Here is a 17,661-nt window from a genome sequence, read left to right as displayed (position 1 = left end):
CGTAGTCTTTGTGACCATCTTTAAACTGCTTCGCCTTCCAGGGCAGCTTCCCCAAGGAACGCGCGCAGCACTGACTTATTGGATTGCGCGTCCCCGGCCGTGCCGCTGAAAACAACCTCACCACGTGCGACTGCAACCACCTCGTCGGCGAGCTCAAGGCCAGCCTCAGCGTTCTGCTCGACCATCAGGATGCCGATCCCCGAGTCAGCCATGATCCGCACGTTCGCCAACACGGAGTCAACGACTGCCGGCGCCAGCCCCATGGATGGTTCGTCCAGAAGCATGATCTTGGGTTCGGACATCAGGGCCCGGCCGAAGGCCAGCATCTGCTGCTCGCCACCGCTGAGCAGGCCCGCCATTCCCCTGCGGCGGCGGCCAAGAATTGGAAACATCTCATAGACTCGAGCCAGGTTCTCCTCGAATTTGGCCTTGGGCGCCGTGTAGGCCCCCAGACGGAGATTCTCCTCCACCATCAGCGGTGCGAAAACCCGGCGTCCTTCGGGCACCAGGGCCACGCCATGGCGGACCACCTTATACGAAGGCAGGCCCGCCATGTCGGTTCCGTTCAGCAGCACCTCGCCGGAGTCCGGCCTGTGCAGGCCTGCGACTGCCCGCAGCGTGGTGCTCTTGCCTGCCCCGTTGGCGCCCAGCACCAAAGTTACGTTTCCGGGACTGACCGCAAGGCTGATGCCGCGGACGGCAGAGATCTTTCCATAAGTGGCATACAGGTTTCGAATCTCAAGCATTTTCCCGCCATTTCTTACCAAGGTAGGCTTCCTGGACTGCCGGGTTGCGCACCACATCGTGCGGCGACCCTTCTGCAATGAGGACCCCGGCGTTCATCGCGAAGATATAGTCACAGGTGTCCAGCATTAGCTGAACGTCGTGCTCCACCAGCAACTGGGCCAATCCCTCCGAACGCAGATCACGCAGGAGTTGGGAGATTTCGGCCCGCTCCTGTTGGTTCATGCCTGCCGTCGGCTCGTCCAGCAGCAGCAACCGGGGATTCATCGCCATTGCACGGGCGATTTCCACCCGCCGCTGCGTGCCGTAGGACATTTCGGCCGGCCGGAAATCTTCAAACCCTTCCAGCCGGGTGCGCCGAATTGCCTCCTCGACGGCCGGCGACGCCGCGTTGCTGAATAGCCGCTTGAATAAGCCTGGTTTGTCCTTTCCATCTGCCATTCCCACATCGGCACCGAGCTGGATGTTCTGGCGCACCGTAAGTTCCGGCAACAGCCGAACCGTCTGGAAGGTACGGGCAATGCCCCGCTTGGCAACCTGGGAGGCAGGCGTATCGTGGTACTTCTCCTGCTCGAAAAGCATCTCACCGCGGGTCAGCGGAATGAGCCGGGTGAGAGCCGCCAGCAATGTACTTTTGCCGGATCCGTTGGGGCCGATAATCCCGAAGATCTTGTTCTCGGTGAGGCTGAAGCTTAAGCCGTCCACGGCCTTCACTCCGCTGAAGTGGACGGCCACATCCCGCACTTCGAGGACGGCCGTATCCTGCTGTGTCGCTGTCTCGCTCGTCATTGTTGCGCCCCCTTCGGCTCATGGGCCGGCAGGGCGCCCACCACGGCCAACTCCGCGTCCGGGGCGCCGGCGCCCTCTGCGGTGATGTCCTCGGCCGGTGCCGGTTGCCGCCGTCGTTGCTTACGCCTTCGCCAAGCATCGCTGGCCATTCCGTGCAGACCACCGGGAATGTAAATGGCGGCGGCGACAATAATGATGCCGTAGATAATGTGCTGCCAGGGTCCGGTGCTTTCAAGGAAGTAGCGCAGCCAGGTGAAGATCACTGCACCCATGGCCGCTCCCTTCCAGGAGCGGGTTCCACCGACGATGATCATCGTCAGGGCCAGCACAATCAGCGGGAAGCCAATATCCAGCGAGCTCACCGTGGTACGCACCAGCACGTTCATGGCTCCGGCACAGCCGCCAAGCATGGCGCTGGCACCGAACACCACTACGCGGTAAAGCCGGACGTTGATTCCCATCGACGCTGCCAGTTCCGGATCCTCACGGACTGCGTCAATCCGGCGTCCCGTGCGGCCACGCTCCGTCAATGCCACCAGCACCAACCCCACGATGGCGATCACATAGAGCTGAAGGCTGGTGAAATCAGTCAGAACTCCGAAGAGTCCGGTGGAACCGCCGGTCAGGTCCCCGCCGTTGATCGCGAGGACGCCGATGACCAGACAGAATGCCATCGTTGCCATGGCCAGATACAGGCCGTTGAGCTTCTGGAGCAGAATGCCGAGCAGCAGTCCCACCACACCGGCGGCAACCGTGGCCAGGGCTATCGCTTCAAGCGCACCCAGGTTCAGCTGCAAGACCAAGATCGCCGCCAGGTAGCTGCCGATACCGTAGGAGCCGACGCCAGCGAAGGAAAAGACACCTGCCCGCATGGGCAACTGCACGCTCAGCGCCAGCAGAAGACCGGTGAATGTCGCTTGGATCAGAAGCAGGTTCGAGGTGTACCAGTCGATCATGTCCGTCGCACTTCCTTCCTACCAAAGAGTCCAGCCGGCCTGAGGAGCAGGACGGCGAAGATGAGTCCGAAGGAAATGGCCTCGACCCAGGTGCCGCTGGTGTATACGAGGACATATGTTTCGGCAAAGGCGAGAATGTACGCACCAACCGCAACACCCAGAGTGCTGCCGACGCCGCCGAGGATGATAATCGCAAAGGCCTTGACCAGCAGCGTCTCACCGCTCTCAGGCGTAATCGCGCCGATGCTGAAGGTAAAGAGGACTCCGGCCAGGCCGGCAAGCCCTCCTGCCACACCCATAATGCCAAGTCCCAGCCGCCGCTTGTCGATGCCCATCATCGAGGAGACTTCGGCGTCCACGCCGATAGAACGGAGCGCCAGGCCCTGGCGGGACCGTCGCAGCCACACCGCCACCGCGGCGCCGAGCCCCAGTGCGGCAATAATGATCAAAACATCGATGTTTCCGATCCGCAGCTCGCCAATAGTAAAGGTGCTGATCTTGAAGGAGCTGTTGGAAAAGCCGAAAGGATTGCTGAGCGTCACGATCTGGGCGATGGCCAGTGGGATACTGGCAATCCCGATGCCGCCGATCAGCATCTGCATTTCCGCCATGTGAGCGTTTTTGGCACGTTTCTGGATTTGCTCGAAGACGGCCACCTGGATGAAGAGCGAGAGGAGCACGCCGACAACGATGCCGATCACGATGAGCGCGGCGAGTGGCAGCTGCACTTGGTTGAGGAGTACGTAGCCGGTAAAAGCGGAGAACATAAAGATGGATCCGTGGGCAAAATTCAAGATGCCGATCGACCCCCACACCAGGCTCATGCCCAGCGCAAATAAGAGATAGATCGAGCCCAGGGATACTGCGCTGAGAATGTCTTGCAAATCGGATTCACTTCCTTAGTGCTGGTCGCGCTTGTGCCCGGTTTCCGGTGCGGCGGAGAGGCTTTGGCCGCTCCGCCGCACCGTACCGGGCGCAGCGCTCCGGGCCAGGGGTTGCTATTGCACGTCAGATGCGGAGTAGAGGAACACTTCCTTGGTTCCGTCCCACTGGACGACGACTCCGGGTACTTCGAGGTCACGGTCCTTGAAGTTCAGGTTCTCGCCCAGCGCTCCGGTGAACGGCTCCGCCGCCACCTTCTCCATTCCTGCCTTCAGGGCCTCGCGGTCCGCACTGTCGGCAGCCTTGAGGGACTTGGCCAGGAACCACATCGCGTCGTAGGCCTCAGCTGCGTAGTTCATCGGTGTCTCGCCGTATTCGGCTTCATATGCCTTGACAAACTTCTGGACGGCTTCTCCCTCCATCATCGGGCTGAAGTCCACGGGCCATGCCATGCCCGCCCCGGCCTCACCGGCAGGCTTGAGGCTGCCGAAGCTGGCGCCGGAATTGCCGATGACCTCGCCGTCATAGCCGGCCTGGCGAAGAGCCAACATGGCTGAGGGATTCGCGGCGCCGATTTGGATAATCGCAACGCCGTCCGGGTTGGACTTGAGGATATTGGACACCGGTGCGTTGAAGTCCTGCGTGGTCGCCTGGGTACCCACACTCGCGGTGATTTCGATGCCAAGTTCCTTGGCGATTGCCGGGATCGTCTTCTCGCCAATCTCAAGCAGCGTAGGGCTCGCCGAGGTGTAGAGGACACCCATAGTCTTCCAGCCCTGCTCCTGGATAAACTTCTTCATGATGGGGTAGTAGGCACTCATTAGTGGAGTAACCCGGTAGGTGTAGTCACCGACAACAACTCCCGGGCTTCCGGCCTGGGTGAAGACGATCGGCGTCTTACCTTTTTGCGCGATCGGCGCCTGCGCAACGGCTTCGGCGCTCATCACAGACCCCAGGATCGCCGACACGTCCTTGTCCGCGATTGCCTGGGTGACCTGGCTGGCCGCGTTTTGCGCATTGCCGCCGGTATCGAGCTGTTTCAGCTTGATGGTTGTCTCGCCCAGGAACTTGGACTCGTTGATCTCCTTGACGGCCAGCTCGTAGCCCCTCTCGGCGGAGATTCCCACGGCTCCCACGGAGCCCACAAGCGGAAGGCTGCTGACCATGTTGACGACGGCGGGCAGGCCCGCCGCGCCAGCGTCCGAGCTGGAGTCGGTGCCCGTGTCGGCCCCAGTGGCACTGCCGCAGGCCGCCACGGCGAACAGTCCGGCGGCCAGGACCGCCGCCTGGACAGCGCGCAGCGGACGCCGGAAAGACTTGCTGATCATCTTTATCTCCTCATCGAGACCATGACTATGATTGTTATGGTGAACCTCACAATATGGTGCTGCCCTGCAGTTGTAAAGAGGTATCCGGAACTGAGAATGTCGGCCGGCCGGGGCAATAGAAAGGCAGCCACCCGCTTTTTTGCAGGTGGCTGCCTTGGCTCAGCCGGTTCTAGGCTCCTTGCTATGCGTCGGATTCTGGCGACGGAACGCCTTCCGCGAGCTCGTTGCTGACCTGATAGGCCAGCGTCAGTCCCCGGCCTAGTGCGATGCCGCTGTTGTAGCCGGTGCCGGTGGTTGTGAGCGCCGCGCAGGACCCGACAGCATACAGGCCCGAAATGATCTGGCCCTGCTCGTTCAGCACGTGTCCCTCGCCGTCGATATGGATCCCGCTGGAACCGATCCCGGTCCCCACGAAACGCAGGCGGAAGCCATGGAACGGAGCCTGGCTGACGGGTCCCAGCACCGGATTTGGCTGGTTGGACGGGTCTCCGGCAAACCGCCGGACATAGGTCACCGTTCCACGCCCGAAATCCGGGTCCTCACCTCGGGTGGCATTATCACTGTACTTAGCAGCAGTCTCTTCCAGTTGCGCCCCGTCTATGCCAAGAGCCTCTGCTAATTCGCGCAGGGTGGGAGCGGAAGTGACCAGACCTTCCGGATAGGTACCGCCGGGCGGAGTGGCCCCCAAGCCGTATTTCTGATGGTGCTGCTCGTCGAAGATCAGGAAAAAGGGCAGATGCTTGTCCTGCGGATCCATCGTCTTGGCAACGATGTCAACCCAGTACGAGTCGTCGCAGTAGCGTTTTCCCGTCCTGTCCACGATCATGGAATGCGGCATGGCATAGTCCGGGCCATACGCATAGCCTGACCCGAGCTCCGACTTCCAGCCCGGAAGCATGGGAACTGCGGTGGCCGGGATCTTGGCGATCGCGCCGCCGACAGCCCTGGCCAGCTTGATTCCATCGCCGCGAAGGCTCTCCGGCGCCACACTCCCGAAGTCCTCGGGACCCAAACCGACCATCTCCTGGACGAGGTCCGGGTCCCAGTCGTAGGTGCTGGTGGCCAGTACGACAGGGCCTCGCCGTTCCACTGCTCCATCCGGGCCCTGCGCCCGGACGCCCACTACATTTCCGTCGTTGTCCGTGAGCAGTTCCGTCACCGGGTGGGACGTCAGGATCTCGACCTCATCCTCCTTGATAACCCTGGCCAGGAAAGCGGCCACAACGCCCGTCCCGAAGGTCAGGGCGTCGCTTCCATCCTCGGCGCCCGCCCATCCCTCGCGGTTCTCCGGGAGGCCGAAGCCCTGGACACCAGCCTGCTCTCCTCCGGATTCATTGTCATCGACATAGGTTAGGCGGCGGCCCTTCACGAACATGTCCGCGTAGGTTGTTCCCACCGGAAAGTACGGACTAACCCGTAGTTTTTCGCGCCACTGGCCGAGTTCGCTGCCGTCGATCACCTCGTTCGTGAGGTAACGGCCGGCCGGAAGCGCCCCGTCCGCCTCGTTGTGGTAATCAGCCAGGCCTGGGATCACCGTCCATTTGATCGCCCCGACGTCTTCCCAGTGCCTCATCGCCGCCGGTGCAGTGCGCAGCCAAAGCTGCATGGCAGCTTCATCCAGAACTTCTGGATGATCATGGGCGATGGAACGGATGTAGCGCTCAGCCAGTTCGAGATCGTCCTCAATACCCTCCCGCTGGGCGACGTGGTTGGCACCGACCCAGACTTGGCCGCCGGAGTAGGCAGCGGCCCCGCCGACGAGATCTGCGGCTTCAAAGACCGTCACACTGCGTCCGTTCAGCGCGGCGCCCAATGCCGTTGCCAGCCCGGACAGCCCTGCTCCGACCACAATCACCGTCTCCTGAGCGGGATCACTCTTGCTGTTTTGCCTCGTCATGTTCTTCCCTTCGAGTTCAACATTGCTTCACGGTCGTTTCGCTTTGCCGCCCTACTCCACGTCGGATGCTGCATACAGGAACACTTCCTTGGTTCCGTCCCACTGGACGACGACTCCGGGTACTTCGAGGTCACGGTCCTTGAAGTTCAGGTTCTCGCCCAGCGCTCCGGTGAACGGCTCCGCCGCCACCTTCTCCATTCCTGCCTTCAGGGCCTCGCGGTCCGCACTGTCGGCAGCCTTGAGGGACTTGGCCAGGAACCACATCGCGTCGTAGGCCTCAGCTGCGTAGTTCATCGGTGTCTCGCCGTATTCGGCTTCATATGCCTTGACAAACTTCTGGACGGCTTCTCCCTCCATCATCGGGCTGAAGTCCACGGGCCATGCCATGCCCGCCCCGGCCTCACCGGCAGGCTTGAGGCTGCCGAAGCTGGCGCCGGAATTGCCGATGACCTCGCCGTCATAGCCGGCCTGGCGCAGAGCCAACATGATCGAAGGGTTTGCCGCCCCTACATGCAACACAGCGACTCCGTCGGGGTTGGACTTGAGGATATTGGACACCGGTGCGTTGAAGTCCTGCGTGGTCGCCTGCGTGGCGACACTGGCCGTGATTTCGATTCCGAGCTCATCGGCGATCGCCGGAATGGTTTCCTCTCCAAGAGGAACCAGGGTAGGGCTGACCGCGGAGTAGATGATGCCCATTGATTCCCAGCCCTGCTCCTTCACGAATTTTTTGATGATCGGGTAGTAGTCACTCATCATGGGGGTCAGGCGGAAAGTGTATTTACCAATAACGACGCCTTCGCTGCCAGCCTGCGTAAAGAGAACAGGGATCTGGCCCTTCTCGGCGATCGGCGCTTGGGCCACTGACTCGGCACTCATGACAGAGCCAAATACCGCCGAGATGCTCTTGTCTGCTACAGCTTGAGTCATTTGGCTGGCGGCCGTCTGAACGTTGGATCCGGTATCGAGTTGTTTCAGTTGGATTTTCGCCGCACCCAGAAATCCGGATTCATTGATTTCCTTGGCTGCGAGGTCATAGCCCCGATTGGCAGATACCCCAACGGCTCCCGCCGGACCTACTAGTGGCTCAGTGCTGACCACATTGACGACAGAAGGCAAGCCGTCACCGCCGCCCGTGGCAGGGGCGGCCTCATCCTGTCCGGTGGCGCTCCCACAGGCTGCGACGGCGAACAGTCCGGCGGCCAGGACCGCCGCCTGGGCAGCACGCAGCGGATGCCGGATAGATCTACTGATCATTTTTTATCTCCTCATTGAGATCATTATTATGATTCTTATGTTCAGCCTCAGACTATTGGGGCTGCTACCCCTTGTAAAGGACTGGGGACGGTTCGAAAACGATCGGCACAGTTTCATTGAGGACAGGTTTCCGGACCTGCGGGATCCTCAAAGAAGCCCACACAGACCGGCTGCGCCCTGCAGCAAATGCCAGCCCCCGAGTCACGCTGCCGGATTCCTCAGAGCAGCCATAGCGGCGGGCCGAGGACATCCCTAAAACGACCACCTGGTAATCGTGCAAGTTGCCTGTGACGCCTTCACAGCCCAAGAACAGCCAGCAGATGGTTTCCCCAACTGCTAATACAACATCTCGGACGTGAGTTCGATCTCCCAGCCACTCCGCCGAACATCACGAGCTGGCTGCACTTAATGTTTCCGGAACAGGCGTCCGCTGCGGTTTCAGCAGCCCCCTGCAGACGATGAGGACAACCGCCGCGCTGATGGTCAACGCCACCGCCAGCGCGCAAATGACCGCAATGGCCGTGCTCAGCCCCACGACGGAGGTCAGCGCACCCGTCGAAAGTACGGTAGCTGTCCCGGCAGCGTAGCTGAACACGTTCAGCCGTCCGAAACCCCGGCCCAGCTCGACCTCGCGCAGGTACTCGCGCGCTATAGACATGGCAGCCAGCTGTCCGGCCCCCTGGCAGGCGCCGCTAAGCACCGCCGAAGCAAACAGCGCGGGCATAGAGGCAGTCAGCATTCCGCAGCCCAAAACGGCGGCTCCGGAAATGCCCAGAACCATCGCCCATGACGATTTGGCCAATAGCGATGACCGCGCCAGAACAAGCTGACAGAGAAAACCCGCCGCAAACACCATGGACACCATCCCGCCCCCTGCCAGTCCCGTATGGATTCCCAATTCCAAGGCCAAATAGACCGAACCGACCGACATGTGGATGGAGCACACAATCCCGCAGATGGCGAAGACCGCCAGTGCCAGCCGGAGCTGCGGCGCGGCCGGGCTGGTCCTGCTCCGGTCCGCCACCGTTACGACCGCAGCCACAACGCGGCCGGGCGGGACGGGAGAAGCCGCGGGACGCCGCATAGCCACGGCCGCGCCGGCAGCTAGCAACAGCAGACCCTCGAGGGCGAACACGCTCACCTCCGGTGCAATCACCAGGTCTATGAACGCGCCGCCCATCAGCGGCCCGAGGGCCAGACCGGCCGTGACCGAGAGCGCGGCCATCCAATGCCCATTCATCTTTCCGCGTGCCGCATAGTGGGAGGTCACCACGGCGGCACCGGAGGAGACAAAAATACCGGATGCTATGCCGCTAAGGAATCTGCCCAGTCCCAGGTGCCATGACTCCGTAGCCAAGGCAAACAGTGCAGCGGATGCAACCGCAATGCCAATGGTCGCTGATAACGACCAGCGCGGCCCACGGCTCTCGACGAATCGTGCGAGCCCAAGTAGGCCGCACAGAACGCCAACCTGGTAAGCGGCAAAAAGAACGGTTGTCGTAGTCGCAGAGAAACCCATCTGCTGCTGCCACAACGGATACAGGGGCGCAGGGATATTTGAAAGCAGAAAGACCGTGAACAGCGCGTAAGCAAACCGCATGAGAGCTGCCCCTCTCCGGGAACCGCCCCCGGGTTATCAGCTGCAGGATTGGTTCTAAGGCACGGAAGGCATAGTTGACCTGCAAAGTCGATGTCATCGGACCCGCAACTCCGGGTTGAAACAGGAACCGGAACCGCCGGCAGCGGCACAGCTAAGCGCTCCTGTGCCCCCGGCATCGGAATCCAAGCAGATGAATGCTGCGGGAACACGAATTGAAGCAGCAACAAGGCGCGCCTCGCCCGGCCGCTGCACCGGCCGGTGCTTAGAGGTAGGCCTTGAGCCAGGCTGCGCCGTTCTCCGAATAAAGCGCCTCTGGCCAGTCCGCCGGTCGATGGTCGCCGTATGCACGTACGCTGTTGCGGTCCGCAAGCCCTTCGGCGTATTCAGTGACCGGCAGGTAGTACATGTAGGACATCAGCCGGTCTGCGAACTGCCACTGGCCGTTCACGCGGCGGTAGGTGTCCTTGTACCGCAGGGCAACCTGCATCGCCTCCCCGTTGCGGGTTACTTCGGCGTGCGAGGACAGCAGCCCGGTCGCGATATCCGGGTCGACGTCGTCAAAACGCACGACATGCCCGTGCGTGTAGTGGTTGGTGGGACCGAGTACGTCAAAGCGGCCAAGGTAGGTCTTTACAATCTCCTCGATGCCGGTCGCGGCGAACACCCCATCCTGGGAACGGAGGGTGGCGTCCGTGGCAAAGATCCGGCGGATCCCCGCCTCATCGCGCTCATCCATAATGAACCCGTAGAGGACTGCGAGTTCCTGGATTGCCGCCCGATCCTCAATTAGGCGGACACGGTCCTCAATCGACAATTTCGTTGACATCTGTCACTCCTGCAACTTAGGTAATTAACAAATTTGATCGCCGTTGCTTTAACCCAACAATTTTCAGGCAGCTGGCGCACCGCTTCCCCCACCAATCGCTGGCGGGGAAAGCGGTCCTTAATGCTTGAGTAATGCTTGAGGTACCTAAGGGAGCTGAATCAACTTGGTCTCCAGGAATTCTTCGAATCCTTCGACGCCGCCCTCGCGGCCGAGGCCGGACTGCTTGTATCCGCCGAAGGGCTGGAGCACGTTCATGCCCCAGGAGTTGACCGAGATCTGTCCGGTGCGCACGCGCCGGGCGATGGCCTCGGCGGTAGCGTCATCGCGGGCGAACACGGCGCCAGAGAGTCCGTAGTCGGTGCCGTTGGCGATCTGCACCGCTTCATCGATGGTGTCGTAGGGGATCACCGCGAGGACTGGACCGAAGATCTCCTCCTGCGCAATCCGCATCTCGGGGGTGACGTCGGCAAACAGGGTCGGCTCAACATACCAGCCGCTGTCCAGGCCTTCCGGCCTGCCGCCGCCGGTCACCAGACGGGCTCCTTCGCTCTTGCCGATCTCGATGTAGGACTCGACGCGTTCGCGCTGGCGTTCGGCGGCCAGCGGACCGAGCACAGTGTCCGCTTCACGGGGATCACCGATCTTGACGCTTTCCATCACGGCCTTGATCCGCTCCACCACCTCGTCCTGGCGCTGGCGCGGGACCAGGATCCGGGTCAGGGCGGCACACACCTGTCCGGAGTGGCCGATGCCGTAGAACACCAGCTCGGGAAAGACTGTGTCGAGGTCGACGTCATCGGTGATGATGGCCGCCGACTTGCCGCCCAGCTCAAGCGTGACGCGTGCGATGCGTTCGGCCGCGATGCCCATAATCTTTCTGCCTGCGACAGTACTGCCGGTGAAGGTGATCATGTCCACGTCCTTGTGCCGGACCAGGTACTCCCCGACCTCGCGCCCGGCAGGAAGCAGGCTGATCACGCCCTCGGGGAGGCCTGCGGCCTCAAGGGCTTCGGCTAGCATCATCATGCTGACAGGACCTTCCGGCGCGGGCTTGATGACAACGGTGCAGCCGGCGGCCAAAGCCGGGGCGAACTTCAGCGATGCCGTCGCCACGGGCCCGTTCCAGGGCAGGATCGTCGCCACCACCCCGATCGGCTCACGGACCAGTTTGCCGCTTCCGCCGGACCAGCTGCGTTCCTCCTCAAAGGTGAACCGCTCATGAAGCGTCACGACGTCGTCCCATACCTTGACGGCGTTGTCGTGGAATGCGTTGCTGGAGGCTGCGGGCGCTCCGATCTCGGCAGTGAAGGCCTTGGACATGGCCTCCACCCGCTTCTTCACCTCTGCACCCACTCTGCGCAGGATTTGAGCACGCTCGGCGGGGCTCATCCGCGGCCACGGGCCCTCGTCGAAGGCCTTGCGCGCCGCGGCAACCGCTGCATCCATGTCAGCGTTCTGCGCCTCCGGGACGGTGGCAATAACCTGACCGGTTATTGGGGATACGACTTCGATGACCGCCTCACTTGACGGGGTGACCCATTTGCCGCCAATCAGCAGCTTGTTGTAGCGCGGCAGCTTGTCCGAGGACTTTGTGGTTTCTGCTGCAGTTGTTGTTGTCATGCCTGCTCCTCATGATTGCGCTTGAATATTCGTCGGGTCCATACCGGCAGAAGGTTGGGACACCGTCCTGCTACACCGGTGCCGGCGGTGGCGGCAGCAGCGGATGGGCCGCACGTCGGCGGAATTTCCATCCCTGAGGCGTCCTGACATACTCGTCGGAGTAGTAACCTATGGATTCGTCCCGCTGGCCCTCGAGCGTGATCACGAAGGCTTGGACGTAGACCGTCGCAGATGCGGCATCGCCATCAACGTCGATGATGTGGTTTAGCGCCAAGTGGCAGCGGTGCGTCGTATTCTCGATCAGGCTTGCATAGAACTCCCGGATCGCCTCGGCGCCGCGCACTACTCCCATCCCGAAATCCGTCGTGTCCCATTCCGCATCGGCGGCGAAGAGCGCCACGATGTCCTCAAGCCGGGACGAGTCCACCGCCCAGGAGTACTCGTGGGTAAGGCGCCGGATTGCTTCCATATCCGCATCCACGCCGGGCCCTGCCGCTGTCGTCGTTGTTGTTGCCGTCATGATGTCCCTGTTTCCTACGGTGCTTGGAAAACGAGTTCGGCCGAGTCAGTTGCGGAGTCCGTGCCGTTCCTGAGCCACTCCGCGAGACGCTCACCGATCATGTACGCTGTCAGGTTTGTCAGGCCGGTAGTGACGTTGACCATCACCGAGGCGTCCGCGATCCACAGGTTCTCGGCACCGTGCACGCCGAGGTACTGGTCCACCACCGCTTCAGGGTCCCCGGCCGGTCCCATCCGGCAGGTTCCCGCAGCGTGCAGGGAGGTGGAGGCATAGGCGCGGATATAGGCCTCGAGCTTGGCATCGTCCGCGATAGTCTCGGCGTCCAGGAAACAGATTTCCTGGATTTCATCGGCCATCGGCGACGAGGTGATCATGTCCCAGGACTTGCGCATCGATCCCTTGAGCCGCTCGATGTCCAGCGGATGGGAGAGGAAGTTCACGTGGATTTCCGGCTGGACCTTCGGGTCCGGCGAGGAGAGCGTGACCCAGCCAGCCGAATGCGGCTTCGCCAGCAGGTTGTTCATCATCAGGGCTTTAAGCCCCTTGGTCTCCGCGGGGATGTTCATCGTGGCCGGGTCCAGCACGGCGGCGAAGATCATCATGTCGTCGATCAGATTCTCGGTGCCGGTGCTGTACTTGACCTGAGCGCGCACGCCGCTCTTGTCAGTCTTCTCCTTCAGCAGGGCTACCATGGGCGAGAACGGGTGGTCTTGGAGGTTCTTGCCGACCGCTTCGTTGATGATGACCGGCTCGATTCCGTGCTGCTCGAGGACCTTGCGCGGGCCCACGCCGGAAAGCATCATCAGGTGCGGCGTGTGGAACGCCCCGCCTGCGAGCACCACGCGGTCCGCGCTGATGGACTCGATCCGGTCATCTTGTTCGACCTCGACCCCGACGGCGGTCGTACCGTTGAAGAGCACCCGGCGGGCCAGCGTGTTGGCCCGTATCTTCAGGTTCGGCCGATTGCGCGCCTGGGCGAGGTAGGTCAGGAGGGCACTTCCGCGCAACTCCTCCTCACCGATCAGGTTCCGGGGCACAGCGCCGTACCCGGAGGACGATTTCGCGTTGAAGTCCTCGACCTTGGCGAACCCGCGGTCCTCACAGGCCTGGGCGAACGCCCTCGTGATGGCCGGCCACTCCTCCTCGAAGTGGCGCATGATCGGCACCGGGCCGGAGGAACCGTGGCCCGGGTCATTGGGGAAGTCGAGGTCGTTCTCGAGCCGGACGAAAAAGGGCAGTGTCTTCTCATAGGACCATTCCGGGTTCCCTGCGGCCACCCAGGTGTCGAGGTCCTCCTTGGTCGCGCGCTCGGCGATCGCGGCGTTGACGGAGGAGGACCCTCCCACAATGCGGCCGCGGGCGTAGGGCATGGCTTCGCGGGCCGTCGTTGGCTCCAGGAAGTAAGCTTTTAGACCCCAGTCATGTTTCTCGACGCTCATCTCCCTGGCATCCCGCACGTCCTCGGGCACCAGCGCCAGTTCCTCATAGTCCGGTCCGGCCTCGACGAGGATGACGTGCTGGTCCGGGTCCTCGGTCAAACGCGAAGCCAGGGCTGCGCCCCCGCTGCCGGCACCGACGATCACTGTGGTAATAGCCATGGAATACTCCTTGATGCTCGATGGATTGCTCTCCTCGATACTGAGAATGAGCAATATCTCGGTTGGTCGGTAAATCCGGTATTCGGCGTGCCCTAGCTCAGGACGAAGCCTTCGTAATCTTGTGAGGCCACCTCATCGCAGGTGGCACGGTAGGCACCAAAGCCGCCGGCATAGGGCATGAAGACCCTGGGCTTTCCGGGAACGTTGGCTCCCAGGTACCAGGAGTTCGCTTCCTTGAACAGGGTCATCTCGGCAATCGCGTTCACCTGGTCCACCCAGCCGTCCTCCGCCTCCGGGGAAGCCTCCGAACGGCTGAGTCCCCGCTGTTCCAGGTGGGCGACGTGTTCGCTGATCCACTCGACATGCTGCTCGATGGCCGAGACCATGTTGGTCAGTACGGACGGCGACCCCGGACCCGCCACAATGAACAAGTTGGGGAACCCTGCAGTCGCCAGGCCCAGGTAGGTGCGCGGTCCCGCAGCCCACTTTTCACGAAGCGGGACTCCCCCGGCACCCTTGATTTCCGGCTTCAAAAGTGCGCCCGTCATGGCGTCAAAGCCGGTGGCGAAGACGATTGCGTCTAGTTCATACTCGGCGTCCTCGGTCTTCAGTCCCCGTTCATCCAGTCCGACTATCGGCGCGCTGCGCACATCGACCAGCGAGACGTTGCTGCGGTTGAAAATGGCGTAATAGTTGGAGTCGACGCAGATGCGCTTGGTGCTGACCGGATAATCGCGGGGCTTCAACTGCTCGGCGATCCGGGGATCGGTGACCACGGAGTCGATCTTGGAATGGATGAATTCAGCCAGGGTGTCGTTGGATTCCTTGTTCACGATCAGGTCCGCGTAGGCCGCCCCGATTCTGAAGCCGCCCTGGTCCCAATGCGCTTCGTAGCGGGCTCTGCGTTCCTCCGGGGTGGCGTCCATCGCCAAATCCGGATTACCGGTGAATGGCAGCCCGGTGGCCGAATGCCGGGCGATCTCACGGCGCTGGCGATACGTGGCCTTGATCTCCTCCAGGGCCTCGGGGTCCAGCGGGGCATTCCGTGCCGGTACGCTGAAGCTCGGCGTCCGCTGGAAGACCGTGAGGTGCTCGGCCTGAGCGGCTATTTCCGGAATGGCCTGGATACCGGAGGACCCGGTTCCGATGACGCCCACCCGCTTACCGGTGAAGTCGACACCTTCCTGGGGCCAGGAGCCTGTGTGGTAGATTTCCCCGGCGTACGACTCCATGCCGTCAACATCCGGGATACGCCCGTTCGACAGGCAGCCGGTAGCCATCACCACGTATTTCGCCCGCACGGTCTCACCGCGATGGGTGGTAACGGACCAGCGGTTGGCCTCATCATCGAATGCCGCTTCGGTGACTTCCGTTTCCAGTTCTATGGAGCTCCGAAGGTCGAACCGGTCCGCCACGTGGTTGAGGTACTTGAGGATTTCCGGCTGGGTGGGATAACGCTCGGTCCATTCCCACTCCTGCTCCAGTTCCGGTGAGAAGGAATAGGAATAGTCGATGCTCTCCACATCGCAGCGGGCACCAGGGTAGCGGTTCCAGAACCAGGTTCCGCCCACGCCGTTGCCGCGCTCGAAGACAACGGTGGAGAGATTCTGCTGGCGGAGGCTATGCAGCATGTACAGACCGGCAAACCCCGCACCGACAATAACGACATCCACTTCGCGGTTGGCAGTCATCGGGTCACCGCCGACTTGAGCTCGGCCCGGACCGACTGGGCCACAAAATCCATCGCCTCGTCTGCTGCGGGAAGCACGTTGACCATGGAGAAGAAGCCGTGCATCTGACCGGGCCAGCGGCGGTGCTCAGTACGTACGCCGGCCTCCTTCAGCCGGTCCACGTATGCCTCGCCTTCATCGCGCAGTACGTCGTGAGCGCCGGTGATGACCAGGGCCGGGGCCAGCCCCTCAAGGGACTCGGCGCGAAGCGGTGATGCCTCGTGCTGGGCCCGGTCCTCGATGTTGGGAACGTAGTGGTCCCAGAACCATTGCATGAACTCCGTGGTGAGCAGCGTCTGGTTTTCTTCTTCCAGATACGAGCCGCGGGTGAAGTCGGCGTCGGTGACCGGGTAGACGAGGATCTGCTGGGCCAGCTCGGGGCCGTTGTTGTCCCGGGCGCGCAGTGCCATGACAGCGGAAAGATTGCCGCCGGCACTGTCGCCGCCGACGAACAGCGGAACCCTGCTTCCGGCCAGTTGTTCCAGGTGCTCGTCAACCCAGCACAGGGCGGACCAGGAATCTTCGACGGCGATGGGGTATCGGGATTCCGGGGCCTTGCGGTAGTTCACCAGCACAACAGCGCAGCCGGACTTCTCCGCCAACTGCCGGCCCAGCGTGTCGAAACCGTCGATATCGCTGAGGACCCACCCGCCGCCATGCAGGTATACGAAGACCCCTCCGGGCTCGGCGACGGGAATATGGATGCGAATGTCGAACGAACCGCCATCGATACCCGACAGCGTATGGTTTTCCGTCCTGTGCATTTCCGGACCGCTGCCGAACATGGCGTTCATGCCTGCAGACATGGCGCGGGCTTCGGCAGGTTGCATTTCCCACATGGGTTTCGCGTCAGGGCCGGCGGCCTCAGCAGAGGCGGCCAGGAATGCTGCCGTGGCGGAGTCAAGTGCCATCTTCAAGTCTCTCTTCATTGAGCTAGTTAGGTGGAACCGCTTGAATCAGTGCAGAAAACTGTGCCTGGGGAGACGGGCTGAAAAATTCGGTGGCTGGGAAATTACGTCGATGCGGGCAGTGCTCTCCGTTTTAGCGTCGGCGAGTGTTATGCCGCCGGGGCTGCAGGCAGCAGTGGCTTTGCGGAACGGTACTGGAATTTCCATCCTTCGCCCGTCCGGATGTAGCTATCCTCATAGACAGCCAGGTTGTCGTCGCGGCTTCCGTCGGGGGCGATGACGAAGGCATGGCAATAAATGCTTCCACGTGCGGTATCGCCATCGACATCAATAACGTGGTTCATCGTCAGGTGGCAGCAGGCGGTGAGGTTCTCGATTAGTCCTGCGAAGGACGCACGGATCTCCTCGTGCCCTCGCGCTTCTGCCGGTGCTCCAAAACCACGGAGATCAAACACCGCGTCAGCGGCGAATAGCTCGACAATTTCCTCAAGCTGAAAATTATCGATAGCCCTCGAGTACTCATGGGTCAATCGGCGAATCTGTTCGATATCCCGATCCGTGCTCTGCAGTTGCTCCTTGGTTGCTGACATATCTGCTCCTCGTAGGTGGTGCATCTGCCTCCCCTCGCCAGCTGGCGGCCGGAAACAGTCACCAGTCAGGCTCTCCAACAGTCAGTCGTCGAACTATTCCTGCGTATGATTAAGATCATAGAAGAAGCCCTTGGATGAAACAAGAGTGGGCATCAATTGATAGAAAACAGCTGATCAGCCTCAACCGGTGATCAGGCTGGGGGTCATATTCGATCTCCAACTCTGGCGAGCAGGCCAACCTTACTGCCTTGCTTGCTGCCGCAGCAGGACTGGGATTTGTGACAGTACGCAATCGGGGGCGGGGGGGGGGACAACCCCAGGGGGAAAAAAGAGCAAGGGGTTGTTCTTCGCCCCCCCCCCGGGTTTTTTTTCCTCCCACGGGTCTTGTACTCCCCATTCTTCAACACCCCGTCCCC

The 17,661-nt window shown here is 61.7% G+C and carries 15 protein-coding genes; all 15 read right to left on the bottom strand.

Going from position 1 to position 17,661, the window contains the following annotated elements:
* Positions 1-20 precede the first annotated feature (20 nt).
* The gene (locus AC5RWU_RS09595) at positions 21-746 is read right to left on the bottom strand and encodes an ABC transporter ATP-binding protein (protein WP_494029639.1); all 726 of its coding nucleotides are present in this window, start codon (positions 744-746) and stop codon (positions 21-23) included.
* On the bottom strand, positions 739-1,533 hold the full coding sequence (locus tag AC5RWU_RS09590) for an ABC transporter ATP-binding protein (RefSeq protein ID WP_494036968.1): 795 nt from the start codon (positions 1,531-1,533) through the stop codon (positions 739-741). The genes AC5RWU_RS09595 and AC5RWU_RS09590 overlap by 8 nt, the downstream gene beginning before the upstream one ends.
* Entirely contained in the window at positions 1,530-2,489 is a 960-nt protein-coding gene (locus AC5RWU_RS09585; protein WP_494029641.1) for a branched-chain amino acid ABC transporter permease, read from the bottom strand. The genes AC5RWU_RS09590 and AC5RWU_RS09585 overlap by 4 nt, the downstream gene beginning before the upstream one ends.
* Entirely contained in the window at positions 2,486-3,373 is an 888-nt protein-coding gene (locus AC5RWU_RS09580; RefSeq protein ID WP_494029642.1) for a branched-chain amino acid ABC transporter permease, read from the bottom strand. Before AC5RWU_RS09580 ends, AC5RWU_RS09585 begins: the two co-directional genes overlap by 4 nt.
* Before the next feature lie 114 nt (positions 3,374-3,487).
* Positions 3,488-4,699: an ABC transporter substrate-binding protein gene (locus AC5RWU_RS09575; RefSeq protein WP_494029643.1), complete on the bottom strand. Its 1,212-nt coding sequence runs from the start codon at positions 4,697-4,699 to the stop codon at positions 3,488-3,490.
* Positions 4,700-4,880: 181 nt separating this feature from the next.
* On the bottom strand, positions 4,881-6,596 hold the full coding sequence (locus AC5RWU_RS09570; protein WP_494029644.1) for an FAD-dependent oxidoreductase: 1,716 nt from the start codon (positions 6,594-6,596) through the stop codon (positions 4,881-4,883).
* A 51-nt stretch (positions 6,597-6,647) separates the two neighbouring features.
* Positions 6,648-7,853, bottom strand: coding sequence for an ABC transporter substrate-binding protein (locus AC5RWU_RS09565; protein ID WP_494029645.1), 1,206 nt, complete (start codon positions 7,851-7,853; stop codon positions 6,648-6,650).
* Between the two features lie 388 nt (positions 7,854-8,241).
* The gene (locus AC5RWU_RS09560) at positions 8,242-9,453 is read right to left on the bottom strand and encodes an MFS transporter (protein ID WP_494029646.1); all 1,212 of its coding nucleotides are present in this window, start codon (positions 9,451-9,453) and stop codon (positions 8,242-8,244) included.
* Between the two features lie 262 nt (positions 9,454-9,715).
* Entirely contained in the window at positions 9,716-10,279 is a 564-nt protein-coding gene (locus tag AC5RWU_RS09555; protein WP_494029647.1) for a nuclear transport factor 2 family protein, read from the bottom strand.
* A 144-nt stretch (positions 10,280-10,423) separates the two neighbouring features.
* On the bottom strand, positions 10,424-11,899 hold the full coding sequence (locus tag AC5RWU_RS09550) for an aldehyde dehydrogenase (protein ID WP_494029648.1): 1,476 nt from the start codon (positions 11,897-11,899) through the stop codon (positions 10,424-10,426).
* 70 nt (positions 11,900-11,969) lie between these two features.
* Positions 11,970-12,419 (bottom strand): nuclear transport factor 2 family protein, encoded by a 450-nt coding sequence (locus AC5RWU_RS09545; RefSeq protein WP_494029649.1) that lies wholly within the window; start codon positions 12,417-12,419, stop codon positions 11,970-11,972.
* A gap of 14 nt (positions 12,420-12,433) precedes the next feature.
* Positions 12,434-14,017, bottom strand: a complete 1,584-nt coding sequence (locus AC5RWU_RS09540) for a GMC family oxidoreductase (protein WP_494029650.1) — start codon at positions 14,015-14,017, stop codon at positions 12,434-12,436.
* Positions 14,018-14,109: 92 nt separating this feature from the next.
* On the bottom strand, positions 14,110-15,708 hold the full coding sequence (locus tag AC5RWU_RS09535; RefSeq protein ID WP_494029651.1) for a flavin-containing monooxygenase: 1,599 nt from the start codon (positions 15,706-15,708) through the stop codon (positions 14,110-14,112).
* On the bottom strand, positions 15,705-16,658 hold the full coding sequence (locus AC5RWU_RS09530) for an alpha/beta hydrolase (protein WP_494029652.1): 954 nt from the start codon (positions 16,656-16,658) through the stop codon (positions 15,705-15,707). Before AC5RWU_RS09530 ends, AC5RWU_RS09535 begins: the two co-directional genes overlap by 4 nt.
* A 146-nt stretch (positions 16,659-16,804) precedes the next feature.
* Positions 16,805-17,245 (bottom strand): nuclear transport factor 2 family protein, encoded by a 441-nt coding sequence (locus AC5RWU_RS09525; protein WP_494029653.1) that lies wholly within the window; start codon positions 17,243-17,245, stop codon positions 16,805-16,807.
* Positions 17,246-17,661 lie beyond the last annotated feature (416 nt).

This window comes from Arthrobacter sp. B0427-1-12, assembly GCF_059092905.1.
Note: the sequence above shows the minus strand (reverse complement) of the source record. Positions and strands in the feature narration are given on the sequence as shown.

Coding starts and splice junctions, on each gene's coding strand:
- AC5RWU_RS09595 (WP_494029639.1), bottom strand. CDS start 746: ATGCTTGAGATTCGAAACCTGTATGCCACTTATGGAAAGATCTCTGCC.
- AC5RWU_RS09590 (WP_494036968.1), bottom strand. CDS start 1,533: ATGACGAGCGAGACAGCGACACAGCAGGATACGGCCGTCCTCGAAGTG.
- AC5RWU_RS09540 (WP_494029650.1), bottom strand. CDS start 14,017: ATGGCTATTACCACAGTGATCGTCGGTGCCGGCAGCGGGGGCGCAGCC.
- AC5RWU_RS09565 (WP_494029645.1), bottom strand. CDS start 7,853: ATGATCAGTAGATCTATCCGGCATCCGCTGCGTGCTGCCCAGGCGGCG.
- AC5RWU_RS09570 (WP_494029644.1), bottom strand. CDS start 6,596: ATGACGAGGCAAAACAGCAAGAGTGATCCCGCTCAGGAGACGGTGATT.
- AC5RWU_RS09525 (WP_494029653.1), bottom strand. CDS start 17,245: ATGTCAGCAACCAAGGAGCAACTGCAGAGCACGGATCGGGATATCGAA.
- AC5RWU_RS09575 (WP_494029643.1), bottom strand. CDS start 4,699: ATGATCAGCAAGTCTTTCCGGCGTCCGCTGCGCGCTGTCCAGGCGGCG.
- AC5RWU_RS09535 (WP_494029651.1), bottom strand. CDS start 15,708: ATGACTGCCAACCGCGAAGTGGATGTCGTTATTGTCGGTGCGGGGTTT.
- AC5RWU_RS09585 (WP_494029641.1), bottom strand. CDS start 2,489: ATGATCGACTGGTACACCTCGAACCTGCTTCTGATCCAAGCGACATTC.
- AC5RWU_RS09545 (WP_494029649.1), bottom strand. CDS start 12,419: ATGACGGCAACAACAACGACGACAGCGGCAGGGCCCGGCGTGGATGCG.
- AC5RWU_RS09530 (WP_494029652.1), bottom strand. CDS start 16,658: ATGGCACTTGACTCCGCCACGGCAGCATTCCTGGCCGCCTCTGCTGAG.
- AC5RWU_RS09560 (WP_494029646.1), bottom strand. CDS start 9,453: ATGCGGTTTGCTTACGCGCTGTTCACGGTCTTTCTGCTTTCAAATATC.
- AC5RWU_RS09550 (WP_494029648.1), bottom strand. CDS start 11,899: ATGACAACAACAACTGCAGCAGAAACCACAAAGTCCTCGGACAAGCTG.
- AC5RWU_RS09555 (WP_494029647.1), bottom strand. CDS start 10,279: ATGTCAACGAAATTGTCGATTGAGGACCGTGTCCGCCTAATTGAGGAT.